General features: G+C 71.6%; 30 protein-coding genes and 1 pseudogene. 19 read left to right on the forward strand and 12 right to left on the reverse strand.

What is annotated here, in order from left to right; genetic code table 11:
* The first annotated feature begins 4 nt into the window (after window positions 1–4).
* From ygfZ to ACFPIJ_RS05925, 8 genes and pseudogenes are all read left to right on the forward strand, one after another.
* On the forward strand, window positions 5–1072 hold the full coding sequence (ygfZ, locus tag ACFPIJ_RS05890; RefSeq protein ID WP_380113574.1) for a CAF17-like 4Fe-4S cluster assembly/insertion protein YgfZ: 1068 nt from the start codon (window positions 5–7) through the stop codon (window positions 1070–1072).
* Window positions 1073–1080: 8 nt separating this feature from the next.
* Complete coding sequence (locus tag ACFPIJ_RS05895) at window positions 1081–1914, forward strand: beta-keto acid cleavage family enzyme (RefSeq protein WP_380113575.1); 834 nt, start codon at window positions 1081–1083, stop codon at window positions 1912–1914.
* 254 nt (window positions 1915–2168) lie between these two features.
* On the forward strand, window positions 2169–3116 hold the full coding sequence (locus tag ACFPIJ_RS05900) for an asparaginase (protein ID WP_380113576.1): 948 nt from the start codon (window positions 2169–2171) through the stop codon (window positions 3114–3116).
* Window positions 3117–3185: 69 nt separating this feature from the next.
* A pseudogene (locus tag ACFPIJ_RS05905) lies at window positions 3186–3518 on the forward strand (helix-turn-helix domain-containing protein); the annotation flags it as partial.
* 77 nt (window positions 3519–3595) lie between these two features.
* On the forward strand, window positions 3596–4114 hold the full coding sequence (locus tag ACFPIJ_RS05910) for a hypothetical protein (RefSeq protein ID WP_380113578.1): 519 nt from the start codon (window positions 3596–3598) through the stop codon (window positions 4112–4114).
* Window positions 4115–4184: 70 nt separating this feature from the next.
* On the forward strand, window positions 4185–4511 hold the full coding sequence (locus ACFPIJ_RS05915; protein WP_380113579.1) for a DUF2516 family protein: 327 nt from the start codon (window positions 4185–4187) through the stop codon (window positions 4509–4511).
* 10 nt (window positions 4512–4521) lie between these two features.
* Window positions 4522–5409, forward strand: coding sequence for an alpha/beta fold hydrolase (locus ACFPIJ_RS05920; protein WP_380113580.1), 888 nt, complete (start codon window positions 4522–4524; stop codon window positions 5407–5409).
* Window positions 5410–5587: 178 nt separating this feature from the next.
* A complete protein-coding gene (locus ACFPIJ_RS05925; protein ID WP_380113581.1) occupies window positions 5588–6325 on the forward strand; it encodes an alanyl-tRNA editing protein in 738 nt (245 codons plus the stop codon).
* 55 nt (window positions 6326–6380) lie between these two features.
* On the opposite strand, the gene ACFPIJ_RS05930 is transcribed toward ACFPIJ_RS05925, so the two are convergent.
* Window positions 6381–6788: a GntR family transcriptional regulator gene (locus tag ACFPIJ_RS05930; protein ID WP_380113582.1), complete on the reverse strand. Its 408-nt coding sequence runs from the start codon at window positions 6786–6788 to the stop codon at window positions 6381–6383.
* A gap of 146 nt (window positions 6789–6934) precedes the next feature.
* On the opposite strand from ACFPIJ_RS05930, the gene ACFPIJ_RS05935 reads away from it, so the two are divergent.
* Complete coding sequence (locus ACFPIJ_RS05935; protein WP_380113661.1) at window positions 6935–7729, forward strand: EI24 domain-containing protein; 795 nt, start codon at window positions 6935–6937, stop codon at window positions 7727–7729.
* A 205-nt stretch (window positions 7730–7934) separates the two neighbouring features.
* Here the strand turns inward: ACFPIJ_RS05935 and ACFPIJ_RS05940 are convergent, their stop codons facing one another.
* Window positions 7935–8696: a maleylpyruvate isomerase family mycothiol-dependent enzyme gene (locus ACFPIJ_RS05940; RefSeq protein ID WP_380113584.1), complete on the reverse strand. Its 762-nt coding sequence runs from the start codon at window positions 8694–8696 to the stop codon at window positions 7935–7937.
* 65 nt (window positions 8697–8761) lie between these two features.
* On the opposite strand from ACFPIJ_RS05940, the gene ACFPIJ_RS05945 reads away from it, so the two are divergent.
* Window positions 8762–9802 (forward strand): UDP-N-acetylmuramate dehydrogenase, encoded by a 1041-nt coding sequence (locus tag ACFPIJ_RS05945; RefSeq protein WP_380113585.1) that lies wholly within the window; start codon window positions 8762–8764, stop codon window positions 9800–9802.
* Here ACFPIJ_RS05945 and ACFPIJ_RS05950 read toward each other — a convergent pair.
* The gene (locus tag ACFPIJ_RS05950) at window positions 9799–10563 is read right to left on the reverse strand and encodes a class I SAM-dependent methyltransferase (RefSeq protein WP_380113586.1); all 765 of its coding nucleotides are present in this window, start codon (window positions 10561–10563) and stop codon (window positions 9799–9801) included. The two genes, ACFPIJ_RS05945 and ACFPIJ_RS05950, sit on opposite strands and share 4 nt — an antisense overlap.
* Entirely contained in the window at window positions 10563–11318 is a 756-nt protein-coding gene (locus ACFPIJ_RS05955) for an SDR family oxidoreductase (RefSeq protein WP_380113587.1), read from the reverse strand. The genes ACFPIJ_RS05950 and ACFPIJ_RS05955 overlap by 1 nt, the downstream gene beginning before the upstream one ends.
* 129 nt (window positions 11319–11447) lie before the next feature.
* On the opposite strand from ACFPIJ_RS05955, the gene mshA reads away from it, so the two are divergent.
* The 3 genes from mshA to ACFPIJ_RS05970 are packed head-to-tail and all read left to right on the forward strand — an operon-like array spanning window position 11448 to window position 14816.
* Window positions 11448–12785 (forward strand): D-inositol-3-phosphate glycosyltransferase, encoded by a 1338-nt coding sequence (gene mshA, locus ACFPIJ_RS05960; protein ID WP_380113588.1) that lies wholly within the window; start codon window positions 11448–11450, stop codon window positions 12783–12785.
* Between the two features lie 20 nt (window positions 12786–12805).
* Window positions 12806–13297: a type III secretion system chaperone family protein gene (locus ACFPIJ_RS05965; protein WP_380113589.1), complete on the forward strand. Its 492-nt coding sequence runs from the start codon at window positions 12806–12808 to the stop codon at window positions 13295–13297.
* Window positions 13298–13310: 13 nt separating this feature from the next.
* Window positions 13311–14816 (forward strand): glycosyltransferase family 39 protein, encoded by a 1506-nt coding sequence (locus ACFPIJ_RS05970; protein ID WP_380113590.1) that lies wholly within the window; start codon window positions 13311–13313, stop codon window positions 14814–14816.
* 404 nt (window positions 14817–15220) lie between these two features.
* On the opposite strand, the gene ACFPIJ_RS05975 is transcribed toward ACFPIJ_RS05970, so the two are convergent.
* Complete coding sequence (locus ACFPIJ_RS05975) at window positions 15221–15409, reverse strand: hypothetical protein (protein WP_380113591.1); 189 nt, start codon at window positions 15407–15409, stop codon at window positions 15221–15223.
* Here ACFPIJ_RS05975 and ACFPIJ_RS05980 point away from each other — a divergent pair.
* Window positions 15408–16178: an alpha/beta hydrolase family protein gene (locus ACFPIJ_RS05980; RefSeq protein ID WP_380113592.1), complete on the forward strand. Its 771-nt coding sequence runs from the start codon at window positions 15408–15410 to the stop codon at window positions 16176–16178. The two genes, ACFPIJ_RS05975 and ACFPIJ_RS05980, sit on opposite strands and share 2 nt — an antisense overlap.
* Here the strand turns inward: ACFPIJ_RS05980 and ACFPIJ_RS05985 are convergent.
* Genes ACFPIJ_RS05985 through ACFPIJ_RS05995 form a run of 3 tightly spaced genes read right to left on the reverse strand, consistent with a single transcriptional unit; the run spans window position 16175 to window position 19013 of the window.
* Window positions 16175–16516 (reverse strand): STAS domain-containing protein, encoded by a 342-nt coding sequence (locus ACFPIJ_RS05985; protein ID WP_380113593.1) that lies wholly within the window; start codon window positions 16514–16516, stop codon window positions 16175–16177. The genes ACFPIJ_RS05980 and ACFPIJ_RS05985 overlap by 4 nt on opposite strands.
* A 15-nt stretch (window positions 16517–16531) precedes the next feature.
* Entirely contained in the window at window positions 16532–17767 is a 1236-nt protein-coding gene (locus tag ACFPIJ_RS05990) for an MFS transporter (RefSeq protein ID WP_380113594.1), read from the reverse strand.
* A 34-nt stretch (window positions 17768–17801) separates the two neighbouring features.
* Window positions 17802–19013, reverse strand: a complete 1212-nt coding sequence (locus tag ACFPIJ_RS05995; protein WP_380113595.1) for an MFS transporter — start codon at window positions 19011–19013, stop codon at window positions 17802–17804.
* 63 nt (window positions 19014–19076) lie between these two features.
* Here ACFPIJ_RS05995 and ACFPIJ_RS06000 point away from each other — a divergent pair, with 63 nt between their 5' ends.
* Window positions 19077–19829, forward strand: coding sequence for a phosphoglyceromutase (locus tag ACFPIJ_RS06000; protein ID WP_203852091.1), 753 nt, complete (start codon window positions 19077–19079; stop codon window positions 19827–19829).
* A gap of 69 nt (window positions 19830–19898) precedes the next feature.
* Here ACFPIJ_RS06000 and phoU read toward each other — a convergent pair whose 3' ends face one another.
* A complete protein-coding gene (phoU, locus tag ACFPIJ_RS06005; RefSeq protein WP_380113596.1) occupies window positions 19899–20555 on the reverse strand; it encodes a phosphate signaling complex protein PhoU in 657 nt (218 codons plus the stop codon).
* Window positions 20556–20760: 205 nt separating this feature from the next.
* Here phoU and ACFPIJ_RS06010 point away from each other — a divergent pair, with 205 nt between their 5' ends.
* Window positions 20761–21831 carry a sensor histidine kinase gene (locus tag ACFPIJ_RS06010; protein WP_380113662.1) on the forward strand — a complete coding sequence of 357 codons (1071 nt, stop codon included), beginning with the start codon at window positions 20761–20763 and terminating at the stop codon, window positions 21829–21831.
* A 77-nt stretch (window positions 21832–21908) separates the two neighbouring features.
* The gene (locus ACFPIJ_RS06015; RefSeq protein ID WP_203852089.1) at window positions 21909–22592 is read left to right on the forward strand and encodes a response regulator transcription factor; all 684 of its coding nucleotides are present in this window, start codon (window positions 21909–21911) and stop codon (window positions 22590–22592) included.
* 3 nt (window positions 22593–22595) lie between these two features.
* Here ACFPIJ_RS06015 and ACFPIJ_RS06020 read toward each other — a convergent pair whose 3' ends face one another.
* Window positions 22596–23225: a PilZ domain-containing protein gene (locus tag ACFPIJ_RS06020; protein WP_380113597.1), complete on the reverse strand. Its 630-nt coding sequence runs from the start codon at window positions 23223–23225 to the stop codon at window positions 22596–22598.
* 46 nt (window positions 23226–23271) lie between these two features.
* Window positions 23272–23919, reverse strand: a complete 648-nt coding sequence (locus ACFPIJ_RS06025; protein ID WP_380113598.1) for an acyltransferase — start codon at window positions 23917–23919, stop codon at window positions 23272–23274.
* A gap of 92 nt (window positions 23920–24011) precedes the next feature.
* On the opposite strand from ACFPIJ_RS06025, the gene ACFPIJ_RS06030 reads away from it, so the two are divergent.
* The gene (locus ACFPIJ_RS06030; RefSeq protein WP_380113600.1) at window positions 24012–24224 is read left to right on the forward strand and encodes a hypothetical protein; all 213 of its coding nucleotides are present in this window, start codon (window positions 24012–24014) and stop codon (window positions 24222–24224) included.
* A 77-nt stretch (window positions 24225–24301) separates the two neighbouring features.
* On the opposite strand, the gene ACFPIJ_RS06035 is transcribed toward ACFPIJ_RS06030, so the two are convergent.
* Complete coding sequence (locus tag ACFPIJ_RS06035) at window positions 24302–25135, reverse strand: DUF3109 family protein (RefSeq protein WP_380113601.1); 834 nt, start codon at window positions 25133–25135, stop codon at window positions 24302–24304.
* 43 nt (window positions 25136–25178) lie between these two features.
* On the opposite strand from ACFPIJ_RS06035, the gene ACFPIJ_RS06040 reads away from it, so the two are divergent.
* On the forward strand, window positions 25179–26108 hold the full coding sequence (locus tag ACFPIJ_RS06040; protein WP_380113602.1) for a Ppx/GppA phosphatase family protein: 930 nt from the start codon (window positions 25179–25181) through the stop codon (window positions 26106–26108).
* Window positions 26109–26139 lie beyond the last annotated feature (31 nt).

The raw sequence follows: 26139 nt of genomic DNA on the forward strand, positions 1-26139 counted from the left end.
GCTCGTGAATCCCGTCTCCGTGGCGTCCATAGATCCCTCGTCCGTCGACGCCGGCGCGGTCGCGCACTACGGCGACCCCAGCCGTGAACAGAAGATCCTCGACACCGAGGCCGGCCTGGTCGACCGCTCGCACCGGGACGTCCTCGCGGTGCCGGGCGTGGACCGGCTGACCTGGCTGCACAGCCTCACCACCCAGCACCTGACCGGCCTGCCCCCGATGACCGGCTCGGAGCTGCTCGTCCTGTCGCCGCACGGGCACGTCGAGCACCACGCGGTGCTCGTCGACGACGGCACGACCACGTGGCTGGACCTGGAGCCCGGCGCCGGGGCGGGGCTGCTGACCTTCCTGTCGCGAATGATCTTCATGACGCGGGTCGACCCCGCCGACGCGACCGCCGACCGGGCGGTCCTGTCGATCGTCGGGCCGCAGACCGACGAGGCGCTCCGAGCGCTCGGGGTCGGCGCACTCGCGCCCGCTGACGTCGTGCCGGTGCCGCCGGCGAAATTCGCGACCGGTGTCGTGCCGCCCCGTCCGACCGCGAAATATGCCGCCGCGGCGCTGCCCGGCTTCGACGGCCTCGTCCGGCGGGTCGAGGGCGGCGCGGACCTGCTGGTGCCGCGCGCCGCGGTGCCCGACGTCATCGCCGCCGCCGCACTCCCGCCGGCCGGGATCTGGGCGTATGAGGCGATGCGGGTGGCGGCGCGGCGGCCCAGGTTCGGCTTCGAGACCGACCACAAGACCCTGGCGGCCGAGGTGGGCTGGACGGCGCAGGCCGTGCACCTGGAAAAAGGCTGCTACCGGGGGCAGGAGACGGTCTCCCGGGTGCATCACCTGGGCCGGCCGCCACGCAAGCTGGTCCTGCTGCACCTCGACGGCATCGCCACCGACGAGCTTCCCGCGCCGCACACCGAGGTCGTCAAGGACGGCCGGGCGGTCGGGTTCGTCGGCACCGCCGTCCGGCACTACGAGCTCGGCCAGATCGCGCTCGCCGTGGTCCGGCAGAACGTCAAGCCCGACGACGGCGGTCAATTGCAGGTGGGCCCGTCCACCGCCGCGATCGACCCGCTGTAGAAAGAGCCATGACAACAGCGACGTTGATCACGGTGGCGCCCACCGGCGCCGAGTCCCGCAAGTCCGACGTGCCAGCCCTGCCGGTGACCCTGGCCGAGCTGGTCGCGACCGGCAAGGAATGCCAGGCGGTGGGTGCCAGCGTCATCCACGTGCACCTGCGCGACGACGACGCCGAGCCGACCCTGGACCTGGGCCGGCTCAAGGAGGCCGTCGCCGCGCTGCGGGCCGAGACCGACCTCATCGTCCAGCTCTCCAGCGGCGGCGCGGTCACCGACCCCGAGGACGACCGGCTCCGGGTCCTGGACGCCGGGCCCGACATGGCCTCCTGCACGATGGGCACGGTCAACTTCGGCGACGACGTGTTCCTCAACCGGTGGGCGTTCGTCGTCGAGCTGCACACCCGGATGCGCGACCGCGGGATCGTCCCCGAGTACGAGATCTTCGACCTCGGCCAGCTGACCACCCTGCGGCGCCTGCTCGACCGGCACGGGCTGCCCTTCGGCGGCCACGTCCACCTCGACCTCGTCATGAACGTGCCCGGCGGGATGCCCGGCACCGCCGAGGCGCTCGTCGCGTGCGTCCAGGCGATGCGCGACCTGCCCGAGGGGACCACGTTCTCGGCGACCGGCATCGGCCGCGGCACGCTGCCGGTCCTGCTCGCGTCGCTGTCCGCCGGCGGGCACCTGCGGGTCGGCATGGAGGACACCGTCACCTACGCCAAGGGCGTGCCGGTGGAGAGCAACGCGCAGCTCGTCGCGCGTGCCTCCGCCTTCGCCCGGCTCGCCCAGCGCCCGCCGATGACCCCGGCCGAGGCCCGCGCGCTGCTGGGGATCGCCGCATGAGCGGCCAGCGGAGCGGCTCGGGCCGCTCATCATGTGACGGGTTTGGCTCGGGCCGACGCCGGAGCGTAGCGGAGGTGGCGGCGTGAGCGGCCAGCGGAGCGGCTCGGGCCGCTCATCGTGTGACGGGTTTGGCTCGGGCCGACGCCGGAGCGTAGCGGAGGTGGCGGCGTGAGCGGCCAGCGGAGCGGCTCGGGCCGCTCATCGTGTGACAGGTTTGGCTCGGGCCGACGCCGGAGCGCAGCGGAGGTGGCGGCATGAGCGACCGCTATCTGGGCGGCGAGCCGCTCGCCGAGGTGGTCCGCAGCGGGTTCGTGGAGAGCCGGCACAGCGGGTCGGTCGTGGTCCTGGACGCGGACGGGGAGGTCACGGCGTGGGCCGGCGACGTGCTCGGCCCGGTCTTCCCGCGCTCGTCCAACAAGCCGATGCAGGCCGTCGGGATGCTGGCGGCGGGGCTCGTCGCCGCTCCCGCCGAGCTGGCGATCATTTCGGCCAGCCACCGTGGTCAGCCGGTGCACCTGGACGCGGTCCGCGGCGTCCTCGGCCCGCTGCCGGTCACCGCGCTCGGCTGCCCGCCGGACTATCCGCTCTCCGACGACGCACGCGACGACCTGGTCAGGGCGGGTGCGTCGCGGCAGCCGCTGTTCATGAACTGCTCCGGCAAGCACGCCGGGATGCTGCGCACCTGCGCCGCGAACGGCTGGCCCCTCGCCGGGTATCTCGACCCCGCACATCCCGTGCAGGTCGCGATCCGGCACGGGGTCGAGTCCCTCGCCGGCGAGCCGGCCGCCGCGGTCGGGGTCGACGGGTGCGGCGCGCCGCTGCTGGCGGTGTCGCTGCGCGGGCTGGCGGCGGCGTTCCTGCGGCTGGTGTCCGCCGCGCCGGGAACCGCCGAGCGGCGGGTCGCGGACGCGATGCGGGCACATCCCGAGCTGGTCTCCGGCACCGATCCGGACGGGCACGACACGCACCTCATGCGGGCGTTCCCGGGGCTGCTGTCGAAGGTCGGCGCCGAGGGGATCCTGGCGGTCGCGGTCCCCGGTGTCGGCGCGGTGGCGCTGAAGATCGACGACGGCGCGGCGCGCCCCAGGCTGCCGGTGCTCGGCGCGGGGCTGTCCCGGCTGGGCTTCTCCTTGGGGACGTACGTCGATATGCCAGTTTTGGGGGGCGGTTCCCGGGTAGGTTCGGTGCGCGCGGTCTGGTGACCCGGTTCACGCTAGCTCCTGTTAGCGTTTTGCTTGCAAGAGTTAGCAGGGCGAGCTACCGTCGGTAACGTGACTGAAGAGCCGCGCGACCTGGGTGGGTTCATTCGTGACCTGCGCCGCAACGCGCGCATCTCGCTCCGCCAGCTCGCCGAGCAGGCCGGGGTCAGCAACCCATATCTCAGTCAGATCGAGCGTGGCCTGCGCAAACCGAGCGCCGAGGTGCTCGCGCAGCTCGCCGGTGCGCTGCGGGTGTCGACCCCGCTGATGTACCTGCGGGCCGGCCTGCTCGAGCGCGAAGGGCACGAGGTGCTGGCCGCGATCGCTGCGGACAGTGATCTCACCATGGCCCAGAAGCAGTCGCTCACGCAGATCTACGAGACGTTCCGGCGCGAGAACACGCGCAACGACCTGGACGGCGCCGCCTCGGGGGCGGGGCTCGACGCCGATCCGGAAGCCACGACGAAGTCAGAGGAGTCACCATGACCACCAGCACCACCACCCGCAAGATCCCCACCCCGCTCTACGCCGCGGCCGGCGCCGGTGACCTGGCCTACCAGCAGCTGCGCAAGCTGCCCGCGCAGGTCGCCCAGCTGCGTGCCCGGGTCGAGGAGTTGCGCCCGGCGGTGACCGACGCGGTCACCGAGACCAACCTGCGCGCTGACCTGACCGTGGCCGCCGACCGGCTGCGCAACGCGGCCCGTCGCAACACCAGCTCGCTGCTCGCCGGCGCCCAGGTCGCCCAGGACAAGGCCGTCGCCGTCTACACCGAGCTGGTCAACCGCGGCGAGAAGGTCGTCGCCGGTGGCCGCACCGCTGAGGCGAAGATCGAGATCGAGCCGGCCACGAAGACTGTGACCACTGAGGTCGCCGTCACCCCGACCCCGGCCGACGTCGCACCGGCCGTCACGCCGAAGCCGTCGACCACCACGCCGGCCGCCGCCGGGACGCCCGCGAAGAAGACCACCGCGGCGAAGAAGACCGCGGCCGCGAAGAAGTAACCGGGAGTTTGTCGGGAGCCCTCCGGCACCGTCTCGCACGGGCCGGGGGGCTTCGGAATAAGCTCGTGGGATGGTGACTGCAGTGCCAATGTTCTACGAGACGGTCGAGCTCTACATCGACGTGGCGGTGTGGATCTTCTGCCTGGTGCTCGGCGCCGCGGCGTTGCTGCATTGCCTCGTCCAGCGGGCCGACGCGTTTCCCGCCATCGGCACGATGTCGAAAACGGTCTGGCTCGCCCTGACCGGCGGTGGTTTGCTGCTCACCGCCCTGGCGCCCCAGCTGCGGATGGGCTACCTCAGCATCTTCCTGCTCATCGCCGCCGGCATCTTCGCCGTGTATCTGCTCGACATCAGACCCGCGCTGCGCGACGCGGTAGACGGCCACGGCTCGTGGTGATGGCGGTTCGTTGATGGACTTCCGCTGGCCGCCGCCGCCCGACGGCAGGCCCGACCGGTTCCGCCCGCCCGTGACCCGCGGGCCGCAGACCGGCCGGCCAACCCTCCCCGCACCGCCGACGGAGCAGATCGCCACCCCGCACGGCGTCGAGCTGGAATGGCTCATCACCGGCGACGGCAACCCCGTCACGGTCTTCGCGCACGGATTGGGCAGCGGCATCGCCGAGACCCGCCCGCTCGGCAGCGCCGTGTCCGGCCGCAAGGTCTTCTTCCAGTTCCGCGGGCACGGCCACTCCGCCTCGCCAGGTGGCGTCTGGACCTACGCCGACCTCGCCCGCGACCTGCGCGCCGTCGCGGACCTCTCCGGTGCCACCCGCGCGCTGGGCGTCAGCCTCGGCGCCGGCGCCCTGTGCCGGCTGCTCGCCGACAACCCGGGCCGCTTCGAGCGCGCCGTGTTCTTCCTGCCCGCCGTCCTCGATACGGCGCGGCCGGCCGCCGCGCAGGAGCGTCTCACCGCGCTGCTCGAAGCGATCGAGGCCGGAGACGCCGCCGCCGTCGCCGACGTGATCTCCATGGAGGTCCCCACCCAGGTCCGCAACTCACCGCCGGTCTGGGCCTTCCTGCGCCAGCGACTCGACCAGCTGATGCGCGACGGCCTCGCCGCCGGCCTCGGCAGCCTGCCGGCCCAGGTCGCCGTCGAGGACCGGTCCGACCTCGCCAAGGTCACCGCGAAGTGCCTCGTCATCGGCTCCCGGGGCGACGAGCTGCACCCCGTCGCCGTCGCCGAGCAGCTGGCCGAGTCCCTCCCGGATGCCGAGCTGCACATCTACGACCGCCCCGGCGTCGTCTGGACCCAGCGGGCCGACCTGCGCACCCGGATCTCCTCGTTTCTGAACTGAACGAGCCGTTTGCCCGGTTCCCGACCCCAGTTCTGACCGAACGGCTGATGCTCGCTGCGTATCAAACACCGCCGCCGGAGCGTCTGTCCTACCGAAGGTCTTTTTCTACGAGCTGCTTGGGGGGATCGGACCATGACCGCGCTGCGCCGCTGGGCCGGACCGACATAGAGTTCCGGACATGGGTGTCACGCAACACGGCAGGACCGCCCGTCTCGACCTCGCGGACCCGACACTGCGCGAGTGGACGTGCGTCGTCCTGCACGCCGATGCCACGGACGGCATCGTGCTCGACCGCTCCGCCTTCTACCCCGGCGGCGGCGGCCAGCCACCAGACCACGGCGTGCTGCTGTGGCAAGGGGTACAGACCCGGATCGCCGGCACGCGCAAGGGCGAGGACCTCTTCCTCCTGCCGGCCGAGGGCGACCCGCTGCCGCCCGTCGGCACCGAGGTGATCGGCGCCGTCGAGGACGACCGCCGCACCAAGCTGATGCGCACCCACTCCGGCCTGCACGTCCTGGGCGGGGTGGTGTTCCGCGACTTCGGCGCCCTCGTCACCGGCGGCTCGATGGAGCCCGCCGAGGCCCGCATGGACTTCAACCTGCCCGAGGTCCCGGCCGACTTCAAGGCCAGGCTCGAGGAGCTCATCAACGCCGAGGTCGCCGCCGACCGCAAGGTCGTGACCAAGGTCCTCGGCCGTGACGAGGCGCTCGCCCTGCCCGACATCATCCGGACCCAGTCCAACCTGATCCCCGCCGACGAGCAGGAGATCCGCATCGTCGACATCGTCGGCCTGGACGCGCAGGCCGACGGCGGCACGCACGTCGCGTCGACCGCGCAGATCGGGCGGATGCAGGTCGTCAAGGTCGAGAGCAAGGGCAAGGCCAACCGCCGGGTGCGGGTCCGTCTCAGCGACTGACCCGTGGCTGGTTGCCGCGGGTCCGCCGCCAGCGCCGCCAGTGCCGTCGGTGGCCTCAGGGGCCGACGCGCAGCTGGTGGGCGCCGGCGGTGAAGATCTGCTGCTGCCCGCCGGCCCGGGTCACCTCCAGGATCGGCTCGCCCGGGTCGATCCCCAGGTCCCGCCGCTCCGGATCGGTCGGCATCCGCCCGATGACCTCGTCGCCGGGCCGCAGTTCGACGACCGTGCGCTCCAGGACGGGCCGCACCTGCGTCCGCGCGCCCCGGGCCGAGACGACGAGCCCTTCCTGCCGCAGCACCGACACCGCGTTGCGGACGGCGGGGCGCCCCAGGGCGTACTCCTGCATGAGGCTGCTCTCCGACGGGACGAACGCCCCCGGCGCCAGCTGTCCCGTCTTGATCTGCTCACGCAGCAGGTCCGCCAGCTGCTGGTACAGCGGCCGATCCGAACTCCGGTCGATCATGCGACAACCGTAGATAGGCCCCCGATCTTGTCATCTTGCCGCCCTATGCGCACAAGGTTGCACGCGGCCCGGCGCGCGGTTCCGGGGTCGGCTGCCTGTGGGCTCCCGGGATCATGAAAAATGGCGGAGTGGCGCCGCTGAGGACGATGTGGGACGAGTTCGCCGAAGGTGCGCGGCTGCTCGGCCGGGGGCTCGCGATGTACGGGCGCAGTCCGCGCCTCCTCCTGCTCGGGCTGATCCCGGCGGTGATCTCCTTCCTGCTGCTCGGCACGGCGTGGTTCTTCCTGCTGTGGTTCATCCGGGACCTGTCGGCGGCCGCGACCTGGTTCGCCGACGACTGGGGCGCACCGTGGCGGGGGCTCACCAGGTTCGGCGCCGGCGCCGGGATCGTGATCGTGTCGGCGCTGGTGTCGGTGTTGACGTACACGGCGCTGACACTGCTCATCGGGGACCCGTTCTACGAGGTCATCTCCGAGCGGATCGAGGAGCGCCTCGGCGGCACACCCGGGATGAGTGACCTGCCGTGGTACCGCACGATCCTGAAGAACGCCGCCGACTCGATCAGGTTGATCGCGCTGGGGATCGTGGTGGCCGTGCCGCTGTTCGTGCTCGGCTTCGTGCCGGTGCTCGGCCAGACGGTCGTCCCGGTCCTCGACGCGGTGGTCGGCGGCTGGCTGCTCGCGGTCGAGCTCACCGGCGTGCCGTTCAACCGTCGCGGCCTGCGGTTGAAGGACCGCCGCGCCATGTTGCGCGCCAACCGGCCGATGGCGCTCGGCTTCGGCATGCCCGTGTTCGTGATCCTGCTGATCCCGTTCGCCGCGATCCTGGTCGTGCCGGCCGCGGTCGCCGGCAGCACGCTGCTCACCCGCAAGCTGTTCGGCCTCCCGGTGGACAAGCCGGCCCCCCTTGCCGGCAAGCCGCCGGTCGTCGTGCGCGGGTAGGCCCCAGCCGCTGAGGTTCACCGCCGGCCGGTCCGGCCCTCCGTCCCGCTGCGGCTCCCCAGATCCGCGTCTCCGATCGTGATCGGGCTGATCCAGGTCGTTCCGTGGTCGTGTGGGTGGCCGGTGGGCGACTTCGATCACGAGGACCGCGAGGACCGCGAGGACCGCGAGGACCGCTGGATCGCGCGTGGTGTGGGGGCGCGGTTCAGCCGGCGCGGAGGCCTTCGAGCAGGCCGGTGTCGCCGCTGACCAGCAGGGTGTCGAAGGCGACCCGCCCGAACAGCGCCAGCACCAGGTCGCTGGCCGGGCCGCTGGCGGTGGCGCGTTCGTGGTGGTCGTCGGAGTCCAGCAGGGTGTCGGTGTCCAGGAGGGCGACCCCGGCACCGCGGAGGCGGACATACCAGACCTGGTCGACGTCGGTGGCGTGCAGGGCGATCATGCCGGCGCGGTTGGCGGGGCCGCTGCGACGGCCGGCGGGCAGCCAGCTGTCGAGGACCTCGGTGACGCCGTCGCTGGCGAGTTTCGGCTCGATGGGCTCGCTGAGGCCGCCGGCCATCTGGGCGTCCCAGCGGTGCACCGAGGTCTCGTGGGCCATGCGGCGGTGCCAGAAGGAGGCCTTCTTCGCCTGCGGGGCCCAGTTGAACGCGGGCAGGTCCGGGTCGACGGCGTCGAGGGTGGCGAGCAACTCGGTGAAGGCGTCGGTCCAGGCGGCCACGGGGTCGACGCCGGCCGGGAGGGGCTCGTCGGGGCGCGGGTCGGGGCGGTCGGTGACGCCGCGGGGGACCAGGGCGTTGACCCAGACGTAGACCTGCGTGAGGTGCCAGGCCAGGTCGCGCAACTGCCAGCCGGGACAGGTGGGCACCGGGGCGTCCAGCGGCGTCTCGCCGCTGAGCGCGGCCCGGAAGGCGTCGCCCTCGGTGCGCAGCGCGGTGAGCCAGAACTCCTTGGTGAGCTGAGGCTTGCTCATCGGTGATCCCTCTTCCGGTCCGGACGCTGCACGTCCAACATTAGGCCACGCCTTACTCTGGTGCGGTGCCCGAAGCAGCCACGCCAGTGTCCCGCCTTGCCGAGCTCACCACCCTGCGCCTCGGCGGCCCAGCCGATCATCTGGTCGAGGTGACCTCGGATGAGGAGGCCGTGGCCGCGGTGCGCAGCAGCGGGAAGCTTCTGATTCTGGCGGGTGGCAGCAACGTCGTCATCGCCGATGAAGGATTCCCGGGGACGGTGGTGCTGCTGCGGCAGCAAGGCATCACGGTCACCGAAACGCCGGCCGGGAAAGGGCTGACCGTCGCCGCGGGACACCCGTGGGACGACGTCGTGGCGACCGCGGTCGCCAACGGCTGGTCGGGGATCGAGTCGCTGTCGGGCATTCCGGGGTCGGCGGGCGCCACCCCGATCCAGAACGTCGGGGCCTACGGGCAGGAGGTCGCCGAGACCATCGCCGAGGTGCGGGTCTACGACCGGGTCCGGGACGAGATCGTGGTCATGCCACGGGACGCGTGCGGGTTTGCGTACCGGACGAGCGTCTTCAAGCACAACGAGCGGTTCGTGGTGCTGTCGGTGACGTTCGAGCTGGCCGAGTCGCCGGTGTCGACCCCGATCCGCTACGCGGAGCTGGCCCGGACGCTGGGCGTGGAGCAGGGCGGGGCGGCGCCGCTGCAGGAGGTCCGCGACGCCGTGTTGCGGCTGCGGGCCGGCAAGGGCATGGTGCTGGACCCCGCGGACCGGGACACGTTCTCGGTCGGGTCGTTCTTCACGAACCCGGTCGTCGCCGCCGAGGCGGTCGACGCGGTGCGTGCCGCCGCCGGCGAACCCCCCGCCTGGCCGGCGCCGGACGGCATGGTCAAGCTGAGCGCGGCGTGGCTGATCGAGCGGGCCGGCTTCGGCAAGGGCTACGGCGACCCGGCCGGCGGCGTCGCGCTGTCCAGCAAGCACACCCTCGCGCTGACCAACCGCGGCACCGGCACGACCACCGCGCTGCTGGATCTCGCGCGCGAGATCAGAAACGGGGTCCAGGCGAAGTTCGACGTCGAGCTCCATCCGGAGCCGGTCCTCGTGAACTGCGAGATCTAGACCAGGCAGGAGTAGGGGACGGTCAGCTCGCCGAGGCGCCAGCGGGCCGGGCGGTCCAGGACCGGCCAGCCGGCCGCCCTGGTCGCCTCGACCGCGTGCCGCCAGCGCTGGCGCGGCCCGAAGGTCGACAGCGGCGCCGCGGCGCGCCAGGCGGTGTCCAGTGTGGACAGCAGGGCGTGGATCGGCCGGCCGGGCACGTTGTGGTGGATGAGGCATTTCGGCAGGCGCTCGGCCAGGGTCGCGGGGGTGTCCAACGTGGACAGCCGGCTGGCGAGCGTCAGCGTCTGCGGGACGCCGGCCGAGACGGTCACCCACGACGCCAGGCGGCCCAGCTCGTCGCAGGTGCCCTCGACGAGGATCGCGCCGGTCGCGGTCATCGCGGCCCACGCGCCGGGGACGGCGTCGAGGTCGTACTGGCGCAGCACGTTGAACGCCCGCACCACCGTCGGGGCGAGCCCGGCCAGCTCGAAGCCGCCCCGTTGAAAGGAAAGCCCGGGCGGGTCGGCAAACGGCTGGGCGACCGCGACGCGCTCCGGGTCGATCTCCAGGCCGACGACCCGGACCCGGGGGCCCGGCAGCCGGAGCAGGCGGCGGCGCAGTTCGAGGGTGGTGACCGGCGAGGCGCCGTACCCGAGGTCGACGACGAGCGGGTCCTCGGCCCGGGCGAGCACCGCGCCGAGGGTCACCGCGATCCAGTTGTCGACCCGCCGGAGCCGGTTGGGGTTGGTGGTGCCCCGCGTGATGGCACCGAGCGGCCGCATCACGTCACCCGGTGCACCTTGTGCTGGGCGGCCTGGGCCAGCGGGCGGACGACGATCCGGTCGATGTTGACGTGGTGCGGCCTGGTGGCGGTCCACGCGACGCAGTCGGCGATGTCGTCGGCGACCAGCGGGAACTCCACGCCCTGGTAGACGGCCGCGGCCTTGGCGGCGTCCCCCTCGAAGCGCTTGAGGGCGAACTCGTCGGTCTTCACCATGCCGGGGTCGATCTCGACCACGCGGATCGGGCGGCCGTTGAGCTCCAGGCGCAGGGTCTCCGCGACGGCGGTCTGCGCGTGCTTGGCAGCCGTGTAGCCGCCGCCGCCCTCGTACACGATGAGCCCGGCGGTGGAACTGATCACGACGATGGTGGCCCGGCCCGACGCTGTCAGCAGTGGCAAGAGCGCCTTGGTGACCCGGACCGTGCCCAGGACGTTGACCTCGAACATCCACTGCCAGTCGGTGAGGTCGGCCTCCTCGACGGTCTCCGCGCCGATCGCCCCGCCGGCGTTGTTGACCAGCAACTCGACCGGCCCGCCCAACGCGGTCACCTCAGCGACAAGTCGTGAAATGTCGGCATCCGAAGTGATATCAGCCACAACGGCGGTGGCCGCGGGGAGGGAGGCAACCAGCGCGGAGAGGTGTGCGGCGCGCCGCGCAACGGCCACCACATGGAAGCCCTCAGCGCCGAGCCGGCGGGCGGTGGCTGCACCGATGCCACTGGAGGCACCGGTCACCACGGCGATAGGAGAAGACATGGGACCAATCCTGCCGTAAACCTCAACCGGCGCAGTGACCAACGCAACGGTGGGTAGATGGCCGCCGGCGAGGGAACATGGACGGTTGGGAAGATGTAACCGTCCGGCAACAGCTGAAGGAGCACCGACGTGGCGCGGGTCGACTCGCTGCACAGGCACACCCCGCAGTCCCGTCGCTCCCTTCCTCGGAGGGTCGCGACGCTGTCGGTGCACACCTCCCCGCTGGATCAACCGGGCACCGGTGACGCCGGCGGCATGAACGTGTACATCGTCGAGGTCGCCGAGCGCCTCGCCAGAGCCGGTGTCGAGGTGGAGATCTTCACCCGGGCCACCTGCAGCGAGCTGCCGCCGGTCGTCGAGATGGCGCCGGGCGTGCTCGTGCGGCACGTCATCGCCGGCCCGTTCGAGGGGCTGGCGAAGGAGGACCTGCCGGCCCAGCTGTGCGCGTTCACCAACGGCGTCCTGCGGGCCGAGGCGTCGCGGGCGCCCGGTTGGTATGACCTCGTCCATTCCCACTACTGGTTGTCCGGTCAGGTCGGCTGGCTGGCCAAGGACCGCTGGGGCGTGCCGCTGGTGCACACCGCGCACACCCTGGCCAAGGTGAAGAACCAGCTGCTCGCCGACGGTGACAAGCCCGAGCCGATCGCCCGGGTCATCGGCGAGGAGCAGGTCGTCGCCGCGGCCGACGGCCTGGTCGCCAACACCCCGGCCGAGGCCGCCGACCTGATCGAGCTGTACGCCGCCGACCCCCGCCGGGTCAGCGTGGTGCCACCGGGCGTGGATCTGGACACGTTCACCCCCGCGGAAAGCCGCGTGGGAAACCCGAGGCGCCGCAACAGGAAGAAGTTCGGGCTGCCCGAGGACGCGCTCGTGGTCGCGTTCGTCGGGCGGATCCAGCCGCTGAAGGCCCCCGACGTGCTGTTGCGCGCCGCCGCCGAGCTGCGCGCCCGCGACCCGGAGCTGGGCGCCAGGCTGATCGTGGCGGTCTGCGGCGGCCCCAGCGGCTCCGGGCTGGACCGGCCGACCGCGCTCATGGACCTCGCCACCGAGCTCGGCATCGCCGACTGCGTGCGGTTCCTCGCCCCGCAGCCGCGGGAGGACCTGGCCGAGCTGTTCCGCGCCGTCGACCTGGTCGCGGTGCCGAGCCACAACGAGTCGTTCGGCCTCGTCGCGATCGAGGCGCAGGCGTGCGGCACGCCGGTCGTCGCGGCCGCCGTCGGTGGCCTGGTGACCGCCGTGCGCGACGGGGTCTCCGGGATCCTGGTGGACACCCACCGCCCGGCGGACTGGGCCGCGGTCCTCGGCGACCTGCTCGCCCACCCGGCCCGGCGCGAGGAACTCGCCAAGGGCGCGGTGCGGCACGCCCACGAGTTCTCCTGGAGTCACACCGCGAGCGGCCTGCTCGCCGCCTACCGGGACGCCTCGATCACGCACCGCGAGACCGAACTGCTGGCGGCGATGTCATGAGCGGGGACGTCGAAGATGTCATGAGCGCGGACGTCAAAGGCCTGATCGAGCGCGTCTGCGCCGAGCGCGAGATCGTCTGGGAGAAGACCGGCGACAACGGCTACGTGGTGGTCCTGCCCGGCACCCACAAGCAGAAGACCAACTGCAACCTCATCGTCGGCGAGCACACGCTGCGCGTCGAGGCGTTCGTCATGCGGCACCCCGACGAGAACCGCGAGGAGCTGTGGCAGTGGCTGCTGCAGCGCAACGCCCGCATGTACGGGGTCGCGTTCAGCGTCGACAGCGTCGGCGACGTGTACCTGATGGGCCGGCTGCCGCTGCACGCCGTGACCGAGGAGGAGCTCGACCGGCTCCTCGGCGCGGTCCTGACCTACGCCGACGAGAGCTTCGACCCGATGCTGGAGATCGGTTTCGGCTCCGCGATCCGGCGCGAATGGGCGTGGCGGGTCAAGCGCGGCGAACCCCTGGACAATCTCAAGGCGTTCACGGCCTTCGTGGAGCGGACCAGCTAGCTACCCTGTGCGGGTGATCGATGGATCGCCCAGCATCCAAGAGGCCGGCGTCGAAGCGCCCGACGGCCAGAAGTTCGCGTGGAAGCCTGTCGGTGCGGTGGCGGCCACGGCCGCCGTCGCGCTCCTGCTGACGATCAACCGCTACGACTACCACCGCGACGAGCTGTACTTCCGCATGATCGGCGCGCATCCCAAATGGGGCTACGTCGACCAGCCGCCGTTCACGCCGTTGCTGACCCGCGCGTGCGTCGAGGTGTTCGGCGACTCGGTGTGGGCGATCCGGTTGCCCGGTGTGCTGTTCCTGGTGGCCACCGTCTTCCTGCTCGCCCTCATCGCCCGGGAGGCCGGCGGCGGCGCCGTCGCCCAGACCCTCGCCGCCACCGGTGCGATCACCACGTTCGCCCTGGTCTCCACGCACCTGGCGCTGACCACCGGGCCCGATCTCGTGGTCTGGCTGCTCGTCGTCCTGCTCATCATGCGGGCCATGCTGCGGGAGCGGCCACGGTGCTGGCTGCTGGCGGGCCTCGTGGTCGGGCTCGCGCTGTACAACAAACACCTCGTGATCCTGTTGCTGCTGACGTTCGCGGCCGGGGTGCTCATCCTCGGGCCGCGCAAGATCCTGCTGTCGCCGTGGCTGTGGGCCGGGCTCGGCATCGCGGTCGTCGTCGGGCTGCCGAACCTCCTGTACCAGATCACCAACGACTTCCCGCAGCTCGACATGGCCGCGGCGCTCGCCGAGAACAAGGGCGACGACGCCCGGATCACGATGATCCCGTTGCAGCTGGCGTGGCTGGGCCCGTTCTTCGTGCCGGTGTGGATCGCGGGGATCGTGACCCTGCTCCGGAACCCGGCACTGCGGCCGGTCCGCGCGCTCGGCCTGGCGTATCCGCTGATGCTGGTCCTGTTGTTCGTCGTCGCCGGCCAGCCGTACTACACGGTGGGCCTGCTGTCCGCGCTCTTCGCGGTCGGCGCGGTGCCGGTCGAGCGGCGGGTCACCCGCCGCTGGATCCTGGTCGCCGGCGCGGCCGTGAACGCGGGGTTCGCGATCCTGACCTCGCTGCCCGTCCTGCCGGTGGACGTCGTGGGCAGGACCCCGATCCCCGCAATCAACCAGGGCATCTCGGATCAGATCGGTTGGCCGCGGTACGTCCAGCAGGTCGCCGCCGTCTACGACGCCCTTCCGGCGGCGGACAAGCCGCACACGATCCTGCTCACCGGTAACTACGGCGAGGCCGGCGCCCTGGACCGGTACGGCCCGGGGCTGGGCCTGCCGCCTGTCTACAGTGGACAGAACGAGCTGTGGTGGCTCGGCCCGCCGCCGCCGTCCGCGACCGTGGTCGTGCTCGTGACGCAGGGCGACCCGGCCCGTTCCACGGCGTTCGGATCGTGCGAGCACAAAGCCGATCTCGACAACGGTTACGGCGTCGAGAACGAAGAGCAAACAGCTCGCGTCTTCGTCTGCCGGGAGTTGACCGGCACGTGGTCCGACCTGTGGCCGAGCTTTCAACATTTCGATTGATTTCAATTATTTCAGTTGTGTGAGCGAGCCGACAGTCCCGTTACTTGTCGCTGCATTTCCTCGCCGCGTACCGTCAATGACGGATCCGGCGATTCCTGAAGTTGGGGAGCGACGGGGGTGTTTCTGGGCCGTTCGCGGCCCACTCGCGGTGGCCTGTCCGGGCGGGGCGGCCACTGCAACCGGCGGCACCGCGCGGTCGAAAGACTGCAGCAGAGCGGGTGGTCGTGGACTGGGGGTGCACGCCACCCGCTGCCGCCGGCACGAGACCCCAAACTTAAGTCGCGCGTAAAGACGCGTGAGGTCGCAAAGCCGTAGTTTCCTCGCATGCGGATGCGGGGCGCTGTCGCCGGTCTCCTACTCGTCGTCGCATTGACGGGTTGCGGCGCTAAATCTGACACAACGGATCAGCGGTCCGATGTCGCGGCGACCGAGCAGGCATCCGGCGACCCGGCCGGCACCGCGGACGCCGACTCGGCGCAGGCCGCGCTCGCCGCCGCCGGAGCGGCGCCATCGGCATCCGCTTCGAAGAGCGCCGCGCCACCCGCGGTCAAGGCGCCCACGCAGACCTTCGCCGTCGGCGTCAGCTCGTTCATGTTCACCCGGTCCGGCCGGACGCTGCGCACCCTGGTCTTCTACCCGGCGACCGGTTCGGCCGGCGGCTCGCCGAAGAGCGGCGCGGCCGTCGCCGCCGGCCGGTTCCCCCTGGTTCTGTGGAGCCACGGGCTGCACGGCTCGCCCGAGGGATACCAGGGCGTCAGCGCGAAGATCGCGGCGGCCGGGTTCGTCGTGGCGGCGCCGGCGTATCCGTTCACCAACGACAAGGCGAACCCGTTCAACCAGAACGACATGGGCAACCAGCCCGCCGACGCCTCCGCCGTGATCACCGAGGTGCTGAAGCTCGACACGAAGGCCGGCGCGCCGCTCGCCGGGCACATCGAGACCAGCCGGGTCGCCGCCGGCGGCCATTCGGCGGGCGGCTACACGACCGCTGGCCTGCTGTCCGGCTCGGGCCGCGACAGCCGCCTCAAGGGCGGCATCATCGTGTCCGGCGGCGGCATGGGCGGGAAGTTCAGCGGCGCGGCCACCCCGGTGCTGTTCGTCCACGGCGACGCCGACGGCACCGTGCCCTACAGCAGCGGGCGCTCCCTGTACGACGGCTGCACCTGGCCGAAGGCGTTCCTGACCCTGCTCGGTGGCGATCACGGCGGCGGGCTGTTCGGCTCCGCGCCCGCGAACCAGGCGGTGTCCAGGACGATGCTGGACTTCCTGCGCTTCGCCCTCTACAGCGACGGCGCGGCGAAGGGCCGGCTGCGCGCCGACGCGACCGTCAGCGGCGCCGCCAAGTACGACGGCACGCTCTAGACCGTTTCCGCGAGCGCGAACACGTCCAGCAGTCCGGTCAGCCGGAGTTGGGCGTAGGCCAGGGGACGCGGGTTGCGCAGGCGCAGCGTGCAGTTGTGGTCCTGGGCCAGCTTCCAGCAGCCGACCAGCGCGCCGATGCCGGCCGAGTCGAGCACCGACACGCCGGCCAGGTCCACGATGAGCACCTCCGGCCGGAAGATCGGCAGGACCGCCCACACCGCTTCGGACAGGTGGTCGCGGGTGGCGAGGTCGAGCTCCCCGTCGAGCCGGATGACGACCGTGCCGGAATCCGGCGCCTCCAGCCTCGCCGACAGACCGTCCACTTCGCCCCCTGTCATGTCGAAAGGCGGCGTCTACCCCGCCACGGGGATTTCTAACCTCTCCCGTTCCGCGCTGACCCGGCGCTCCCGGGCCGGCTGGATCAGCAGGTGCCCGGCCGCCGCGACGGCGCCGAGCCCGCCGCAGATCACCCAGTGCCAGTCGCCGAGGAACTCCAGGCTCGCTCCGCCGGCCGCGGGTGCGATGAAGCTGGCCGCCGGGAAGATCAGGTAGAAGACGCTCTGGTACCGCCCGCGCAACGCCTCCGGCGACAGTTCCGCGATGACGGCCGCGTTCGGCGGCGCGGCGAGCATCGAACCGACCGTCCACACGGTCGCGGCGAGCAGGTAGCCCGGCACGTCGGCGGCGAGCGCCACGCAGGCGAACCCGAGCCCGAGGAACACGTTGGCGACGGCGAGGGTGGTGCCCTTGCGCCACCGGTCGATGAGTTTCGGCACGAACAGCTGCCCGGCGACGATGAGCAGCCCGGCGTACGCGACGACCGAGCCATACACGGTCGGGCGCAGCCCGTCGGCGGTGATGGCCAGCGGCAGGATCGTCGAGCTCTGCAGGGTGACGATCGCGAGGAGCAGGCTCAGCCCGACGAACGACAGGAACGCGCGGTCGGTCAGCGCCGTGTGCAGCCCGCCCTGCGGCTCCTCCGCCTCCTCCGGTGCCGCCGGCCGGGCCGGCGGTTTCGTCTCGTGCACCTTCCACAGCAGCAGCACCGCGGTGACCAGGGTGCCGGCCGCGTCGACGGCGAACAGCAGCGCGAAGCTGACCTCGGCGAGCAGCCCGGCGATGAGCGACGCCGCGGCCATGCCCAGGTTGAACGCCCAGAACTGCAGGTTGAACGCCCGGCTGCGGTCCCGGTCCGGCACCACGTCGACGATCGCGGCCACGAACGCGGGCCCGGGCATGGCGTGCATGAGGCCGAGGAGCGCGGCGAGGGCCGCAATCGTGGGGATGTGCGTGGTCAGGGCGAGCCCGGCGAGGAACACCACCGCGCCGAAGTGCGCGAGCAGCAGCGTCGGGCGGCGCCCCCACCGGTCGGCCAGGACGCCGCCGAGCAGGACGCCGGCGATGCCGCCGATGCCGTAGAGGCCCACGACGAGCCCCGCCGCGCTGGGCTTCAGGCCGCGGTCGGAGGTCAGGTACAGCGACAGCACCAGCGCGACGAACCCGCCGACGCGGTTGATCAGCATGCCGGTCCAGAGGAACCAGTACATCTTCGGCAGACCGCCGATCGTGGAGCGGTACCAGGTGCGCAAGCGTTGCTCCAGGATCGGTAAACGTTCTTAACAGTTAGATCGTAACCAGGTCTTCCCGGGCCTCGGCGGCGGCCGTCACGGCGGCCACCCGGCACTCCCTGGCGCGCGCGGCGAGCAGGCCCCACGCGGCCGAGGCGAGGGCCAGCCCGAGGCAGCCCAGCCACAGCGCGCTGTTGCCGGCGAGCTCGCGCACCGCGCCGCCCAGCGTCGGCGCCAGGAACGCCGCGGCCTGCCACGACAGCCCGTACGCGCCCTGGTAGCGCCCTCGCATGTCGACGGGGGACAGCCCGGCCAGCAGTGCCGCGTTGGACGGGGCGCTGAGCATCTCGCCGACAGTCCAGAGCAGCACGGTGGCGCCGTACCAGACCGGGGTGTGCGCGAACGCGGTCAACCCGAAGCCGATCCCCACCACCACCGCGGCCACCGGCGCGACCAGGGCCTCGCGTCGGGTGGCCAGCAGCCGGGTGACGAGTGGCTGGCCGAGCACGATGAGCACCCCGTTGAGCGCGATCACGACGCCGAACGTCTTCGGGCTCAGATCGTCGTCGATCATGGCGAGGGGCAGCATCGCCATGTGCTGCAGCAGGACCAGCGCGATCAGCAGGTTGCACAGGACGAAGCCCAGGAAGACCCGGTCGCGGGCGAGGGTGCCCAGCCCCGAGCGCTCCAGGGTCTTCGTCGTCACGGCCGGCCTGGTCTCGCGGGTCTTCACAGCGAGGAGCACCGCCGCGGCGGCGGTCGTCGCGGCGTCGGCGATGAACAGCGTCAGGTAGCCGCTGCCGGCGGCGAAGCCGGCCAGGACCGCCGCGGTCGCGAAGCCGAGGTTGATCGCCCAGAAGTACACGGAGAAGGCCCGGCCGCGGTCGGTGGCCGGCACCAGGTCGGCGATCATCGCGCCGAGCGGCGGGCGGGCTGCCTCTGTCGCCATGCCGAGCGCCAGCGTGCCGACCATGATCGCGGGGCGGCCGTGCGCGAGCCCGAGGCACACCATCAGCACCGACGCGGATCCCATCGCCAGCAGCACGGTCGGCCGCCGCCCCCACCGGTCGGTCAGGTGGCCGGCGACAGTGACGCCGATCGCACCGCCCAGCCCGTAGAGGCCGAGGACCAGGCCGGCCGCCGCCTCGCTGAACCCCCGCTCCGTCGACAGGTAGATCGTCAGGAAGATCCCGACGAAGCCGCCGGCCCGGTTGATCAGCGTGGCGGTCCAGACGATCCAGAACTGGGATGGTAAGCGGTGCTGCACGCCTGCATCCTTACATCGGAGGTCCGGTGCTGTCGAAGTGATTCGGTGCGGGAAGATTGCGGCATGAGTGAAGTCGGGACACTGGTGCTCTTGCGGCACGGTGAGAGCGAGTGGAACGCCAAGAACCTGTTCACCGGCTGGGTCGACGTGGACCTCAGCGCCCAAGGAGAGGCCGAGGCCCGTCGGGGCGGCGAGCTGCTCCGTGAGTCCGGTCTGCTGCCGGATGTGGTGCACACGTCAGTGCTGCGCCGTGCGATCCGCACCAGCGAGATCGCCCTGCACGCCGCCGACCGGCACTGGATCCCGGTCCAGCGCAGCTGGCGGCTCAACGAGCGGCACTACGGTGCCCTGCAGGGCAAGAACAAGAAGCAGACCCTGGAGGAGTTCGGCGAGGAGCAGTTCATGCTCTGGCGCCGCTCCTACGACGTGCCGCCGCCGCCGATCGCCGACGACGACGAGTGGTCGCAGGCCGCCGATCCGCGCTACGCCAATCTGCCGCCGGACATCCGTCCCAGCACGGAGTGCCTGAAGGACGTCGTGCAGCGGATGCTGCCCTACTGGTACGACCAGATCGTGCCCCAGCTGCTGGCCGGCACGACGGTGCTGGTCGCGGCGCACGGCAACTCGCTGCGCGCGCTGGTGAAGCACCTCGACGGCATCTCCGACGAGGCGATCGCCAAGCTCAACATCCCCACCGGCATCCCGCTGCGCTACGACCTCGACGCGGCGCTGCGGCCGGTCACGGCCGGCGGCACCTACCTGGACCCGGAGGCGGCCAAGGAGGCCGCGGCCGCGGTCGCCAACCAGGGCCGGTAGTTCCGACGAAGAGGGGGCCGCTGTCGCGGCCCCCTCTTCCGTGCGGTGTCACGCCTGTTTCGTGCGGTGTTATGCCTGGGCGGTGTCGAACGCCTCGCCCGTGACGAGGAACACCACGTGCCGGCCGGCGTTGACGGCGTGGTCGGCGTAACGCTCGTAGAAGCGGCCGAGCAGCGCCGTGTCGACCGCCGCCTGGGTGCTTTCGGTCCACTTCGGCCCGAACATGGTCTCGAACAGGCTGGTGTGCAGCCGGTCCATCTCGTCGTCGTCACGGTCCAGCTGCCCCGCGGCGACCACGTCGAGGTTGGAGATCGCGCGCGAGATCTTGCCCGCGATCCGGTCGGCGACGACCCCCATCTGCTCGAACGTCTCGGTCAGGATTGGCGGCACGGCCACCTCGGGCAGCCGGCGCAACGCCGTCTTCGCGACGTGGTCGGCGAGGTCGCCCATGCGCTCGAGATCCGTCGCGAGGTGCAGGGCGGTCAGCACCACCCGCAGGTCGGAGGCCACCGGTGCCTGGCGGGCGCACAGGTCGTACACCTTGTCCTCGACGAGCCGGTAGAGGGCGTTGACCTCCGCGTCGCGGGCCACGACCTCCTCGGCCTCGGTCTGGTCGGCGGCGAGCAGGGCCTTGGTGGCCCGGATCATCGCGCTGCGCACAGCGTCAGCCATCGATACCAGCAGACGGTTGACCTGCAGCAGGTCGGCACGGTATTCGTCGCGCATAGTTCTCCTATCGTGGTGTCCCTCACGGTAGGTCGCTCATCGACGCGCCCGGTGAACTTCATCCCGCCTGAGGGTGAACACTGGATGATGTGAGCCCGTTTCGTGCCCTGGACCACCGTCCGTCGGGTAAGCGACCTCCTACGATCAGATCGTGGATTGGAAGTTCCGGCAGTCGAAGGCCGACAGCGCGACAGCGGGGGCGGCGATGACCGAGATCCTCGACGCGCTGCTCGTCGGGGTCGTCGTCCTCGACGACACCGACCGACCCGTGCTGGTCAACGCGGCGGCCCGCGAGATGGGCCTCATCCGGCAGCGCCAGGGCGCCGAGGAGGAGGCGCACACCATCGTGCGCACCCTCGCCGGCCAGGTCCGGCGCAGCGGGCTGACCCGGGTGGTCGAGCTCGACCTGCCGCGCCTCACCCACGGCGACCCGCTCGGCGTCAACGTGCGGGCGGTCGCCCTCGACGGCGGCCGGGTCGCGATCGAGGCCGCCGACGTCACCGAGGCACACCGGGTCGCCCGGGTTCGCCGCGACTTCGTCGCCAACGTCAGCCACGAGCTCAAGACCCCGGTCGGCGCGCTGCAGCTGCTCGCCGAGGCGCTGCTGGACGCGACCGACAAGGACCCCGCCGCGGCGATCCGCTTCGCCGAGCGGATCAAGCACGAGTCCGCCCGGCTCGGCCGGCTCGTCTCCGAGCTCATGGAGCTGTCCCGCCTGCAGGGCGCCGAGCCGCTGCCCGAGCCGGAGCCGGTCGACGTCGACAAGATCGTCGTCGAGGTGCTCGACCGCACGAAGACGCCCAGCTCCGCCAAGCACATCGACGTCGCGTCGCTCGGCCCGCACGGGCTGGTCGTCTACGGCAACGAGAACCAGCTCGTCACCGCCGTGGTCAACCTGGTGGAGAACGCGATCGCCTACTCGCCCGAGTCGACCACGGTCAGCATCACGACCAGCATCTCGGCCGGGGACGAGACGGGCCACGAGGCCGGCTACATCGAGATCGCCGTCGCCGATCAGGGCATCGGCATCGAGCCCCGTGATATCGACCGGATCTTCGAACGGTTCTACCGGGCCGACCGGGCGCGGTCCCGGGCGACCGGCGGCACCGGCCTTGGCCTGGCCATCGTCAAGCACATCGCCACCAATCACGGCGGCCGGGTCGACGTGGCCAGCACCGTCGGAGTTGGCTCGACGTTCACCTTGCGGCTGCCCGCACGTCCAGCGGAGGCCGCCATGGCGCTACCGCCGTCCGTTGAGATCGGAGGCACCCCATGATTGTGACCCAATCGCAACATCAGACCCGCGGTTCGCAGCGCAGTGCGGCTCCCCGGCAGCTACGAAAGGACAGCACGTTGGCGCGCGTACTCGTGGTCGAGGACGAAGAGTCCATCTCCGACCCGTTGTCGTACATGCTCCGCAGGGAGGGCTTCGAGGTCTCCATCGCGGCCACCGGCACCGAGGCCCTCACGGAGTTCGACCGGACCGGAGCGGACATCGTCCTGCTCGACCTGATGCTGCCGGAGATGTCGGGCACCGAGGTCTGCCGCCAGATGCGGACCAAGTCCAACGTGCCGATCATCATGATCACGGCCCGGGACAGCGAGATCGACAAGGTCGTCGGCCTGGAGATCGGTGCCGACGACTACGTCACCAAGCCGTATTCGCCCCGCGAGCTGGTCGCCCGCATCCGCGCGGTGCTGCGCCGGCAGGTCGACGCGGTCGGCGAGCTCGCCCCGCCGACCCTGTCCGCCGGCCCGGTCCGCATGGACGTCGACCGGCACGTGGTCACCGTCGCGGGCGACGCCGTCCAGCTGCCGCTGAAGGAGTTCGAGCTGCTCGAGCTGCTCCTGCGCAACGCCGGCCGGGTCCTCACCCGCGGCCAGCTGATCGACCGCGTCTGGGGCGCCGACTACGTCGGGGACACCAAGACCCTCGACGTGCACGTCAAGCGGCTGCGCTCGAAGATCGAGCCGGAGCCGTCGGCGCCGCGCTTCATCGTCACCGTCCGCGGCCTGGGCTACAAGTTCGAGCCGTAGGAGTTATCCGGCATTGGCCACGGACTCCCGGGCTCTGCGGCGCTCTTCCATCTCGCGCCGCAGGACGTAGCCGCGGATGGCGCGGCCCATGCCCTCGGTCGTCTCGTACGTGATGATGACGTCGAACGAGGCGTTCTCCGGGTCGCGGCGGACGAACAGCACCGTGCCGCGGATCGCGATCGTCTCCTCGTTGAGCGCGATCCGCAGGTCGACCCGGTCGTCGCGGTCGAAGCGGTCCTCGTGCATCCGGCAGCGAACCCCGCCCTCGGAGAGGTCGATGACCCGGCCGCGGAACGCGGTGCCGTCCTTGGTGACCTCGACGCCCTCGCCGCCCCCGCCGCGCACGTAGTTGCGGCGGGTCTGCAGCCGCACCGACCCGACCGCTTCGAGGGACCAGCGCGGCGGCTGCTCCTTGCTAAGCCCGACCAACCTGACGTCGACGGCCTGCCGCCGGTCGCCCGCGACCCAGGCCAGCTCGACGGAGGTGCCGATCCGGGGCATGTCGGCGCTGTTGACACCGAACGGCGCGGCGACGGTCAGCCGCTTGCCGGTCATGTCCTCGACGCGGGACTGATAGGCCTCGCCGTCCATCAGCACCACGTCGACCAGAGCGTTGATCGCGGGCAGGGTCACGCCTACACGTTCGGCCGATCGCCCGCCGACTTGAGACCCCCTGCCGTCAGGAGTCGAGTGCTTCGCGCCACTCGTACGGCTTGGCGAAGTGCCCCGGCGCGCACACCAGCTCAGACGTCTTGCGCTTCTCCCGCGCCGGGCTGCCCGCGACGACGGTGTCCGGCGCCACGTCCCGGGTCACCACCGACCCCGCCCCGACCAGCGACCGGGCCCCGATCCGCACGCCCGGCAGGATCGTCGCATTGCCCCCGATCGAGGCGTCGTCCTCGACCGTGGCGCCGCCGACGCACTCGTCGTAGCGGGGGCACGGCGGGTGCGGGTCGTCGGTGAAGACCACCCCGGGCCCGAGGAACACCCGGCGCCCCAGCGTCACGTTCTCCAGGAAGCAGTGCGAGTGGACCCTGGTGCCGTCCCCGATCCGGTTGCCCGGCTCCAGCACCGCGTTGGTGCCCACCGAACACCCGTCGCCGATGACGTTGTTCTCGCGGATCATCGCCCCGTGCCCGGACTGGAACCGCGCCCCGATCCGCGCACCCGCGTAGATCACGGTCCCGGACCGGATCCTGCTGCCCGGCCCGATGATCGTCGGCAACTCGCCGGGCGCCGCGCCGCGCGGCGGCACCCCGATCCGTGCACCGGGCTCAACCACGGTGCCCTCACCCAGTTCCACCCCGGGGAAGATCTCTTCGGTCACCGCATGAACCTATTGCACCGCGGGGCGGTTGCACGGCCGGGTTCCCGCGTTGTCACACACTCGACACCACCGACCCCGTAGCGTTTCCGGGGGTGCGCAGCTTCAACTCCGGCACGGCCGGGACGCTCATGATGCTGATCGGCGTGCTCCTCGCCGCCAGCTCGACCTGGACCGCGATCTTCCGCGCCCGGTGGCCCGAAGCGCTGCCCAGCATCCTCATCGGGCTGTCCTTGACGGCGGTCGGCTATTCGCTGTTCGCCCGGTCCCGTCGCACCCGCGCCGACCCCCGCGACGGCGAGTCCTGACCCCCCGGCCACCTTTTCCATGATCCGGTAGGGCTTGTGCAGCTATAGGTACACAAACTCTACTGGATCATGAAGAGTCAGGCGCGGCGGGTGGGCAGGAGCTTCAGGGCGACCGTCGTAGCCGGGTGAGGAGCGATCATCCCCTGCTTCGCCCGCTCCGCGCACAGCTCGGCCAGCTTCGTGTAGGCGGCCTGGCCGATGAGGGCGATCAGCTCCGGCGCGTATTCCTGGTAGAGCCGCTTCGCGCCGACGTGGGCGTCGGGGGACGACGTGCACCACCAGTGCAGGTCGTGACCGCCTTCGCCCCAGCCGCGGCGGTCGAACTCGCCGAGGGTGGACACGAGCACCTTGGTGCCGTCGGGGCGCTTGCGCCAGTCCTGGTCGCGGCGCACGGGCAGCTGCCAGCACACGTCCGGCTTGTATTCGAGGGGGTGGACACCGTCGCGCAGGGCCTGGCCGTGCAGGGCGCAGCCGCCGCCGCCGGGGAAGTCGGTGTCGTTCTGGAACACGCAGCCGGCGCCGGGGCGGGTGGCGGTGCGCAGGGCCTTGGACTCCCCGTCGATGGTGTCCCATTCGGTGTACTGCTTGAAGCCGCGACGGTAATGCTGCCAGTGCTCGGGGGAGAGGCGCTTGGCGGCGGCGCGGACCCGCTTCTCGTCGTCGTCGTCGGTGAAGAACGCGCCGTGGGAGCAGCAGCCCTCCTCCGCTTTGCCTTCGATGATGCCGTGGCAGCCCTGGCCGTACACACACGTCCAGTTGGACAGCAGCCAGGTGAGGTCGGCGCGGACCAGGTGGTCGGCGTCGGCGGGGTCGGAGAACTCCAGGAACTCACGCGGGAAGTCGAGGTCGACCTCGCGGTCACGCGGCGTCTCGGGGTCGCTGATGCTGTCGACCGCGACGTGAATGTCCATCTGACGAAGGGTACGCGTGCAGCCGCGGCATTACGGTGAAGGGATGCGGCTCGGTGTGCTGGATGTGGGTTCGAACACGGTCCACCTGCTGGTGGTCGACGCACATCACGGGGCCCACCCGTGGCCGGCGCATTCACAGAAGGCGGAGCTGCGGCTCGCTGAGAAGATCGGCAAGGACGGCGAGCTGAGCCGGGCCGGCGCGGACAGCCTGGTCGCCGCGTGTGCCGAGGCCCGGGACGCGGCGGCGGCGCTGGAGACCGAGGACCTGCTCGCGTTCGCCACGTCGGCGGTGCGGGACGCGAAGAACTCGGCCCGGGTGCTGCGGCGGGTCCGCGACGAGACCGGCGTCGACCTGCAGGTCCTGTCCGGCGAGGCCGAGGCGATCATGACGTTCCTGGCGGTGCGCCGCTGGTTCGGCTGGTCGGCCGGGCGGCTGCTGGTGATGGACATCGGCGGCGGTTCGCTGGAGCTCGCGACCGGCATCGACGAGGAGCCCGACGTGGCGCTGTCGGTGCCGCTCGGCGCAGGGCGGCTCACCCGGGAGCGGCTGGACGGCGACCCGGCGAGCAAGGCGTCCGTCGACGCGCTGTGGGAACACGCGGAGGCCGAGGTGGCGAAGGCGGCCAAACGCCTCATGGACAGCGGCTGGGACCGGCCGGTGGCCACCTCGAAGACGTTCCGGACCCTGGCCCGGCTGGCTGGCGCCGCGCCGTCGAGCGCGGGACCGCGCGCGCCGCGGCGGCTGACGCGCACGGGGCTGCACCAGGTGCTGTCGTTCATCCGCAGGATGCCGTCGGCGGCCCTCGCAGAGATCGACGGGGTCAGCCCGGGGCGGGCGCATCAGATCCTCGCCGGGGCGGTCGTGGCCGAGGTCACGATGCGCAGCCTGGGCATCGACGAGGTCGAGATCTGCCCGTGGGCGCTGCGCGAAGGGGTGATTCTTCGCCGGCTGGAGGTGTTGGAGTCGAGTTGATCGACAGGAGACGCTAGGTCCCGAGGGCTAG

The organism is Dactylosporangium cerinum (assembly GCF_042653625.1).
Lineage (GTDB): Bacteria > Actinomycetota > Actinomycetes > Mycobacteriales > Micromonosporaceae > Dactylosporangium > Dactylosporangium cerinum.